This window comes from Leptospira haakeii (assembly GCF_002812045.1).
Lineage (GTDB): Bacteria > Spirochaetota > Leptospiria > Leptospirales > Leptospiraceae > Leptospira_B > Leptospira_B haakeii.
Window position 1 is genome coordinate 51,728 of record NZ_NPEG01000018.1, and the last position, 8,542, is coordinate 60,269.

Consider the following 8,542-nt stretch of genomic DNA (forward strand, 5'->3'; position numbering starts at 1 on the left):
ATCAGACCGGCGCAAGATCTCCAGAAACGAATCTTTTCCAAGTGTTTAATGCCACTTTGTATTCCGACTCCGCTTCTTTAACCGCCTTTTTGCCTGCTTCTTCTTTCACAGATTTTAAATTGATCATTCTGGCTTGGCTTTCCTGAACGGAATTACGCAGAGCCTCTAATCTTTCTTCAAATCCTTGGTTTAAGGTTTGAGACTTAGCTTCTAGTTTGTTACGTAAAGCCTTCTCTTCCATCACCATTTTTTTACGCAGGATCTGCTCTTCAGAGATAGTCTTTCTATCGCTTGCCAAACCGAAAAATGCAAAAGTGTTGATCAACCATTTGGTAGGATCGTAATCGAACCAACGGATACCGTTTCTGTAATCGGCTTGGAACTCATGGTGGAAGTTATGATATCCTTCTCCGAATGTGAATAATGCAATGATCCAATTGTCCTTAGCAGTATGTTTATCGGAGAAAGGTTGATCTCCTTTATAATGAGCTAAGGAATTGATAAAGAATGTCATATGGTGGTTGATCGCGATTCTTAAAGAACCTGCTAATAATAATCCGCCCAATGCATCTCCCCAAAGAGCACATAGAAGAGTAGGGAACAAAAATCCCATGAAGATAGCGATCGGATAATAATGATCGTCTTGGAATTTCACCCATTTGTCTTCGTAAAGATCGTTTACGTTAACAGGAGTTCTATGATCTCTATTCTCGAATAACCAAAGAATATGAGCATACCAGAATCCTTTTGTGATCGCATATGGATCTTCTTCCTTATCTACGAATCTGTGGTGAATTCTATGATCAGAACTCCATTCAATCACTGATTGCTGGAACGCAGCAGCTCCGAAAAGAATATAAAAAAGTTTTACTGGAAAAGACGCTTTATAAGCTCTATGCGAAAACAGACGGTGGTATCCCCCGGTGATCGCAAGCCCGGTCGCTGCGGTCATAAATAGATACACAAGCCATGTGTTTAATGGAATACCTCTAGTAAATAATAAGGCACCCGTCCCGATGACCCCGATGATCGGAGTCGCAAATAAGAAGATTGTGGTCTTCAACGCTAATTTCTTTTTCGTTTGTTCCATGTCGGTTTTTCCCGTCTTGGTTTTTCTGATAAGAGCGGAATTGGGGACCCAGGTTGCGAAAAAATTCGGAAATTTAGAATTTTTCCCTGTGGTCACAATCCGGCTCAAAAATCTGTTTTTTCCTGAGGAGTTCCTACTATCATGGAATTCCGGGCGATGCCCGAGGGAGATCCGCTTTGAGGGAAGAATTATTTCAACTCATTCAAACCCACGCCTATCGTTTCCGAGAGGAACCGTTCACCCTGGCCAGTGGTAGAAAATCCAGGCATTATTTTAATTGTAAGGAAATCACTCTTCATCCTCAAAGATTAGAATTACTTTGTAAGTATATTGTGGAAAAACATCTCCCAGAATCCGGTCTGGATGGGGAAGAGGCATTCGGTGGTCTCACAATGGGAGCAGATCCTATCTGTTTTGGGATTTCCTTAGAATATAGAAAACAGTCCAAGAATGTTTTTCCATTGATCGTGAGGAAACAAGCCAAGGACCATGGAACCAAAAATTTGGTAGAAGGTGGAGTAAACGCAGTCAAATCCTGTGTGGTTGTGGATGATGTGATCACTACTGGAGGTTCTACCTTGCAAGCGATCAAAAGTTTGAGAGATGCCGGATTGGAAGTCACTGCTTGTATTTGCATTTTGGACAGAGAAGAAGGCGGAAGAAAAGCAATAGAAGAAGAAGGAATCAAAGTTTTCCCTTTATTTAAAAAATCAGAATTCGGAAGTTTAGACTAATGTCCGTATTCAATTACGATTCTCCCGTTTTTAAGAAGAAATTATTGATCCGCACTGGGCTTGTGCTTTCGGTTTTCGTAATATTTATAGGTGTCAGTTTTGTTCAGGTAGAATTGGACAAAAGATCCGCATTTCTTTCCATGTATTTGCTCTTGAGCGGCGTTCTGATACTTCTTCTTTTAAAAAATTACAGAAGGCAGTTGAAAGTATTAGAAGGTGCTAAGGTGGAATTGGACTCTTCTTCTTTAAAACAATGGAACGCGAAAGGCCAATGTATGGAGTTCGAATTTCGCGATCTGGAAAGTATAGAGAAGGATAGATTTCGCGGTTACGAACGAATTATACTCATCTCTAAACAAGGAACTTATATCCCGATCCTGAATCTGGAAAATATGGACCAGTTCTTAAGTGAACTAGAGAAGAAGTCCGGCAAAAAGGCAAAAATTTTCGAGGAAGATACAAAAGTCTTAAGCTGGAAAACTTTAATAGCATTTTTGCCTTCTATCGGTGCAGCAATCGCTTTCGGAAGCGGATACTGGAAAGAAAAACAAGACGCGCTATTTATAGTTTTCGTAGCGAATGCACTTTTATTCCTGATCTATTTTCCTAAAGATAGAATGGATACTGGATATTCCGCAAGAAGGCGTTATATCTTTATCTTAGTGGTGCTCTTGGTTGCTTTACTTGCTCGATATTTTGAGTGGATTAATTTTGGATAGAACCTGAATTTGTGATACCTTTCAGGATATTCATTTTTTTCTGAGCGAGTCTTCTTAGCTCGGTCATCTCTTCCGTAAAATTTTGTAAGATAGGATCCAGATGTATATGGTTCTCCATGGTCTGGACACTATCTCTTACATACTTTAGATCATCAAAGCTTACTAACTTACCGCCTAGGATCAGCTTACGTACAGTATCGAATTCGTATTTTCTCAAATGGATACGGACTAAAAACTCCACTGAAAATTTAGAAGTAAGTCTGGACCAAGGACTTTTAGGATTAAAAGCGACTTCATTCGATGCAACTGCGTCGGCAGCTCTTTTAAAACCTAAAGGAGAACCTCCTCCTCCGCCCAATGAAGTGATCTCGTAATCCGGAATGTCTCTCGCAACCGTAACTGGAGCTCCGTTTCTTTCCAATAACTCCGATAATAAATTCCTACGTCTATTATCATCGTAATCATTTGGGGCGGCAGTTAGAACTCTCTGGTATTCTTCCAACATCACTGCGATATTGATAAATCTTCCCAAAGGAGTATTATTATGCTCTTTTATCTTGGGAAATAATTCCCTAGTGATCTGAAAGGGGGATTTTCTTTTGTAATAGGTGGCTTCGTAAGCCTTCTCCAATTTTTTTTCCGCAAAACCTTTCAGTTCGTTCACGATCTTTAGGTCCGCATAAATATAAGCATCCACTCCCTGGTCTTGGTCCCTGGAATTTTTGGATTGTTCAGGAAGAACGATCTTAATAATAAAAATATACTTAGATTCCCGGAGCATTTCCAGGACTTGGCGGATCTCATGCATATCCCGGGAGAAGAATGCGATCATATCTTTCAAAAAAGAATCGGAAGTAGGGATCCGATTGTCTTCTTGCTGGTTGATCTTTTTGATCTCTTCCGCAAGTTCCAGGGCGATTTCTAGCTGAGTAGCCATTGAAGGAATAACATACTTCCGGGCTAGTTAGGAATCAAGATAGTTTTCCTTATTCCGGACTGAGCTGGAAGCTCATTTTTCTCAATAAACGTAGGGGATATACTGCGGAAATCCAGCCTAAGATAGGTGCAAAAATTAAAATAAGGATCGGGGTTTCTGGTAAAAAGGAGAAGGTAAGTGTCCAACCGAACGCGTTCTTATTCACTACATAAAGAATAATAGGAGACATGATGAGAGAAGAGATGATCCCGAAGAATGCCCCGAATCCTGTCAGATAAACCGACTCCGTTTTAAGAATAATCCCAAGCTGATCCTGAGAAGCCCCCAAATATTTGAGAAGTCCCAAGATCCTACGCTTATCGTATAATGTATGAACCAGAGAAGAAAGTAGAGAAATAACAGAGATCAGAATTGCAGTGGCCTTAAGGGAATCTAGAACTCTGAATACTTTATTAATCTCGTATAGATAAATTTCCCTAAGTTGTGCTGAATCGAGTAGGATCAGGTCTTTGTATTCAGGGTCGGACTTCATAAAATCCGTAATTTTTTTCTTGGAATACTCCATTCCAGAAATATCGGAGTATTCTTTTTTTAAGAAAAGTTTAATGGAGTTCAAAGTTTTAAATTCGAAATTTTTTTCGTAGGAACTTACATCCATCATCACCGTTCCCTTTTCCGAAAAGAAATGTTCTTTAATCCCTTTGATAAGAAAATTCTTTTTGCCGAAAGGAGTTTGAGCGACCAGCATATCTCCTACTTTTAGCTTTTTTAAATGCGCCATATTCGAAGAAATTAAAACATCCGTTTCTTCTTTTACTTCATTCTCTATTCTTTCCGGTTTGTCCCGATATACTGAGAAATCATACGCGTGAATGATAAAATTCCCTTTATCAGTTTCGAAGGAAGTATTCACTAAAAATCCGTCCAGATAAGAACTTAGGCCTAATTCTCTGATCTTTTCCGGAAGATCTTTAGGAACTCCACCATGGATCCCAGAATGGAAGAACCGATCATTGATGATCGTAAAATCGGAAGGATATTCTGAATCTACCCAATCATTCAGGGATTTTTTATAACTGTCAGTAAGAATGGTCAGGCATAGGACCAATGAAACTGCAAGCATCACAGTTGCTGCAGTTAAAGTATTCCTTCCTGGATTTTCCTTTAATTCTTCCAAACCTATTCTGAAAAAAGGAAAACTCTCATCACTTCTATCCAGGATTTTAGAAACGCCGGAACTGAATAAGGAAAGTAAATATGGAAAAGCGAATGTGATCCCGATTGTCACTCCTCCCACACCCAATAAACCGGGAAGAGGAAGTTTCCAAGGAGAAGGAAGATTAGAAATTCCTAAAGAAGTAAAAAATATTATCCCTCCATAGATAGCGAGCCTGGAATTCGGGATCTTTCTTTTTTCATTTTGGGAATCTCGAAGTATGGAAAGGGGAGGGACTTTTCCTGCACGTATCGCAGGATATACTGAAGAAATAACCGAACCCAAGATCCCAAGTCCTGCCGCGAGACCTAAGTCAGAAAGAGAAATAGAACTATAGGTTGATAATAAGTTTTTGTCTACAAGGCCTGATTCAGGACGGAAAAAATCTAAACCTGAGAAGAATATACCGAATACAATCCCTAAAACCGTACCTATACTTCCCAGCAAAACTGATTGGCTTAAAAAAAGAAAAATAGAAGATTTTACATCCAATCCTAAAGTTCTTAAAATCCCTAATTCTCTTTCTCTACTTAAATACAAACCAGTCATAGTATTGGAAACCATGAAGAATGCGATCAATAACGATATAAAAGAAATGATAAGCAGATTTAACTGAAAGGAACGAAGTGCATTTGCGGACTTTTCTTGGATCTCTTCAGAAGTTTCTATTTTGACATTTGATCCTAAGATCTTTTGTAAATTTTCTTTTGTTTGAGAAAGATTCGGGTCGGAAGATTTTAAAAGAAGATAGTCTGCTCCGTTTATATCAGAGAGTTTTTCTTGGATCAAAGAAATATCTTCGATGATCAGAAATCCACCTTCCATATCCACTGAGATGTAATCTTTAAACTCCCAGGTTTTCCCATTTAGTAGAAGAGTAAAAGGGGCACCTTTAAATTTTTCGGCCAGAGATTTGGATACATACGTTTTTTCTAATGGACCGGAAAATTCGGAACCGGCGTCTTCCTTTAAAGGGATCCCTAAATATTCTTTGGTCAAATCCATTCCCATATACAAAACTCTTAGATTATCGGAGGAAATTCCTTCCTGTTGTATTCGAGGTCGGACTGCGGAAATATTCCTTAGTTCCGAATGGGATTGTATTTCGGAAAGGATTTGCCAATCCAGACTTTGGCCGGGCCTAGTTGGGGAAATTTTTAAATTAAAATCTCCTTTTAAGTATCCCATAGAGAAATCGATCAGAGATTTTTCCGCCTTGTTTGCATTGCTTGTAGTGGATAAAAAAAGACCTACACCCAGCGAAATCCCTAAAAGTGCGAATATGAATCTGGGAAGATGAGTTTTAAAATATTCGTATAAGAATAGGAAGTATAAATTCATACTAAATCTAAGGCAGGATTTTGTTCCGGTAGGATGAGTCCATCCTTCATCTTGAGTCGGATCTTTCCTTTTTCTCCGATCTCTCTATCATGAGTTACGATGAATAAGGAAAACTTCTCCTTCTCTTGAAGTTCTAATAGAAGTTCTAAAATTTTATGAGCATGGTATGTATCTAAATTTCCCGTAGGTTCATCCGCCAAAACTATACTTGGACGTTTCGCAAGCGCTCTTGCGATCGCAACTCTCTGTTGTTCTCCGCCAGAAAGTTCGTCCGGTTTATGTTTGAATCTGTGAGCTAGATCAACCTTCTCCAAAGATTCCTTTGCAATTTCTCTCGCCTTTGATTTTCCTAAACCTGAAATATAAAGAGGTAAGGCTACGTTTTCCAAAGCGCTTAAGTAAGGGAGAAGATGAAAGAATTGAAAGATAATCCCGGTTTCGTTCCTGCGATATTCAGTGAGTTCTTGTTCGGTAAAATTACTTAGGTTCTTACCGCCGATCCAAACTTCTCCCGAATCTGCTTGGTCAATCCCGGAGAGAATATTCAAAAATGTGGATTTGCCGGAGCCAGAAGGGCCCATTAAAGTTAAAAAGGTATCTGCAACATCTAAGTTGATCCCTTTTAAAACGGGGACATTTTGTTTTCCGTTTATATAGGACTTGGTTAGGTTTCGGATGAGGATCTTGTTTGTCGGATTCGACATGATCCTATTTTGCATTCTCTAGGAGAGGACGCAAGGAAAAGAAGTGTGTTAGAGGCCACAGAGGTAAAAGAGGCGCAGGGAAATTTTCACACAAAGGCACTAAGGAAAACTTTGTGCTCTTTGTGCCTTCTGTGCGAAAAAAAAATTACCTCGTGATCCTAGCGAATTCAATCCCTTGGTAATAATGACGGATGATCTCTGCGTAGGTAAAATTCTGTTTTGCCATACCGAAACTTCCCCATTGACTTAGCCCCACACCGTGGCCTGCGCCCATACCCTTGATCAAAAATCCTTCACTTTCTCTTTTGATGCCGAAACGAAGTGATTTCACGGAAGTTCCAAGTAAACTGCGGAATTCTTTTCCTTTAATTTTAGAAGTCCCTTGTTTACCGATCACTTCCAAAAGATCCACTCTACCCGAAGGAGTTCTGGAAAGAACTTGGACGGATTGGATAGAACCTACACCTAAGGAAGAAAGAGTTTGGTCCATTTTATCTTGGTTTAAAATTTCCTTCCATACGAAATTATCACCGGCCTCATCGAATCTGGAAGCGACAGATTCTAAATAGGGAAGTCTTTTTCCTCCCCAAACTTGGTCCGGAGTTTCGGTTCTTCCTCCACTATTGGAATGAAAGAACATATGAATAGGATCATCCTCATAAACGGCGAGAACACCTTCTGTATCACGAACTGCTTGGGTGGTTCGTGGATTTTCTTTCGCCATACCTGAGTAAGCTTGTGAATTTACAGTGGATTCCACATCATATGCCGTATCCTTTTTATTTAGGATCTCTCTGATCGCATATGTTCTGGAACAGATTGCTTGTGCTTTTAAAGCTTCGGTTGGCCAGCCGGCAGGAACTTCTGAAGGAACAACAGAATACAAATATTCTTCTAACGGAACTCTGTTGATGAGTAGAACGTTACCATTCTTATCAGGTTGGAGTAAAATTTCTCCTCTGAATTTTCTTCCCTTGTATTCCAAACCGGGATTGTCCGCTACGAAACGTATTGGAGCTTTCAATTTTTTAGCATCCAAAGAAATCATATCATATGCACGTTTGATCAAAAGATCGTTCACATCATATACGAAAATTACTCCGTCTGCTTTGATCATCAGATCGGATTCAGCCTTTCCTAAAAATACTCTGATCTTTTCGGAAGTTTTGAGAGCGTTCGGAGCATTCCAAGGACGGATGATGACGGTATTACAGCCCCAAGCCGCCAAAATTAAGAATGATAGAATGATCGTAGAAAGTCGTTTCATGGGCACCTGTCGGTTTCGTATACCTTTGGTACTTACTATCGAATGAAAATCGGATTCCCTTCAGCGATTTTTAGGGGAGAAGATGGATACTGCTTCCAAATGAGGAGTCTGTGGAAATGGATCGCATAGTAGGAACTCCTCCATTTGGTAGGATTCTTCTAAAATTCGGGCATCTCTTAGAAGATTTTCGGGGTTACAGGAAATATAGATCAGTTGGGAAACAGGATTAGAATTTAAGAAGGCGCATAATTCAGGAGAAAGACCGCTTCTCGGAGGATCTGCGATCACCACAGAATCCTTCCAAGGAAGATTCGCTGAGTTCATTTTTTCCAGGCCTTTTTTATGAAATAAATCAAAGGCCAGAAATTCTATCTTTTTGTCTGGAAATACTTCCTGAAGGAACTCCTCGCCAGCTGATACTGAGGAAGAAACAATATCGATCCCCAAGATACGTGAAAATTTTTCTCCGAATAGAATGGAGAAAAATCCACTTCCGCAGAAAAGATCCGCCAAATTTTCCGCAGGTTTGATCTT

At 39.7% G+C, this 8,542-nt stretch carries 8 protein-coding genes; 2 read left to right on the plus strand and 6 right to left on the minus strand.

Annotated elements, in window-relative coordinates:
• Position 1: 1 nt before the first annotated feature.
• On the minus strand, positions 2-1,090 hold the full coding sequence (locus CH377_RS18110) for an acyl-CoA desaturase (RefSeq protein WP_100725155.1): 1,089 nt from the start codon (positions 1,088-1,090) through the stop codon (positions 2-4).
• 176 nt (positions 1,091-1,266) lie between these two features.
• Here CH377_RS18110 and pyrE point away from each other — a divergent pair, with 176 nt between their 5' ends.
• Positions 1,267-1,824: an orotate phosphoribosyltransferase gene (gene pyrE / locus CH377_RS18115; protein WP_100725145.1), complete on the plus strand. Its 558-nt coding sequence runs from the start codon at positions 1,267-1,269 to the stop codon at positions 1,822-1,824.
• Entirely contained in the window at positions 1,824-2,543 is a 720-nt protein-coding gene (locus CH377_RS18120) for a hypothetical protein (RefSeq protein ID WP_100725146.1), read from the plus strand. The genes pyrE and CH377_RS18120 overlap by 1 nt, the downstream gene beginning before the upstream one ends.
• On the opposite strand, the gene CH377_RS18125 is transcribed toward CH377_RS18120, so the two are convergent.
• From CH377_RS18125 to CH377_RS18145, 5 genes are all read right to left on the minus strand, one after another.
• Complete coding sequence (locus CH377_RS18125) at positions 2,530-3,480, minus strand: hypothetical protein (RefSeq protein WP_100725147.1); 951 nt, start codon at positions 3,478-3,480, stop codon at positions 2,530-2,532. The genes CH377_RS18120 and CH377_RS18125 overlap by 14 nt on opposite strands.
• A 49-nt stretch (positions 3,481-3,529) precedes the next feature.
• Positions 3,530-6,037, minus strand: a complete 2,508-nt coding sequence (locus CH377_RS18130; RefSeq protein WP_100725148.1) for an ABC transporter permease — start codon at positions 6,035-6,037, stop codon at positions 3,530-3,532.
• Positions 6,034-6,741, minus strand: a complete 708-nt coding sequence (locus tag CH377_RS18135; RefSeq protein ID WP_100725149.1) for an ABC transporter ATP-binding protein — start codon at positions 6,739-6,741, stop codon at positions 6,034-6,036. The genes CH377_RS18130 and CH377_RS18135 overlap by 4 nt, the downstream gene beginning before the upstream one ends.
• 145 nt (positions 6,742-6,886) lie before the next feature.
• The gene (locus tag CH377_RS18140) at positions 6,887-8,008 is read right to left on the minus strand and encodes a SpoIID/LytB domain-containing protein (protein WP_100725150.1); all 1,122 of its coding nucleotides are present in this window, start codon (positions 8,006-8,008) and stop codon (positions 6,887-6,889) included.
• A gap of 60 nt (positions 8,009-8,068) precedes the next feature.
• Positions 8,069-8,542, minus strand: a 474-nt coding sequence (locus tag CH377_RS18145) for a class I SAM-dependent RNA methyltransferase (RefSeq protein ID WP_482793305.1), incomplete at its 5' end; no start/stop codon positions are given.

Bases quoted from the DNA above. Each gene is read 5' to 3' on its own strand.
- CH377_RS18110 (WP_100725155.1), bottom strand. From the start codon at position 1,090: ATGGAACAAACGAAAAAGAAATTAGCGTTGAAGACCACAATCTTCTTA.
- CH377_RS18120 (WP_100725146.1), top strand. From the start codon at position 1,824: ATGTCCGTATTCAATTACGATTCTCCCGTTTTTAAGAAGAAATTATTG.
- CH377_RS18125 (WP_100725147.1), bottom strand. From the start codon at position 3,480: ATGGCTACTCAGCTAGAAATCGCCCTGGAACTTGCGGAAGAGATCAAA.
- CH377_RS18130 (WP_100725148.1), bottom strand. From the start codon at position 6,037: ATGAATTTATACTTCCTATTCTTATACGAATATTTTAAAACTCATCTT.
- CH377_RS18135 (WP_100725149.1), bottom strand. From the start codon at position 6,741: ATGTCGAATCCGACAAACAAGATCCTCATCCGAAACCTAACCAAGTCC.
- CH377_RS18140 (WP_100725150.1), bottom strand. From the start codon at position 8,008: ATGAAACGACTTTCTACGATCATTCTATCATTCTTAATTTTGGCGGCT.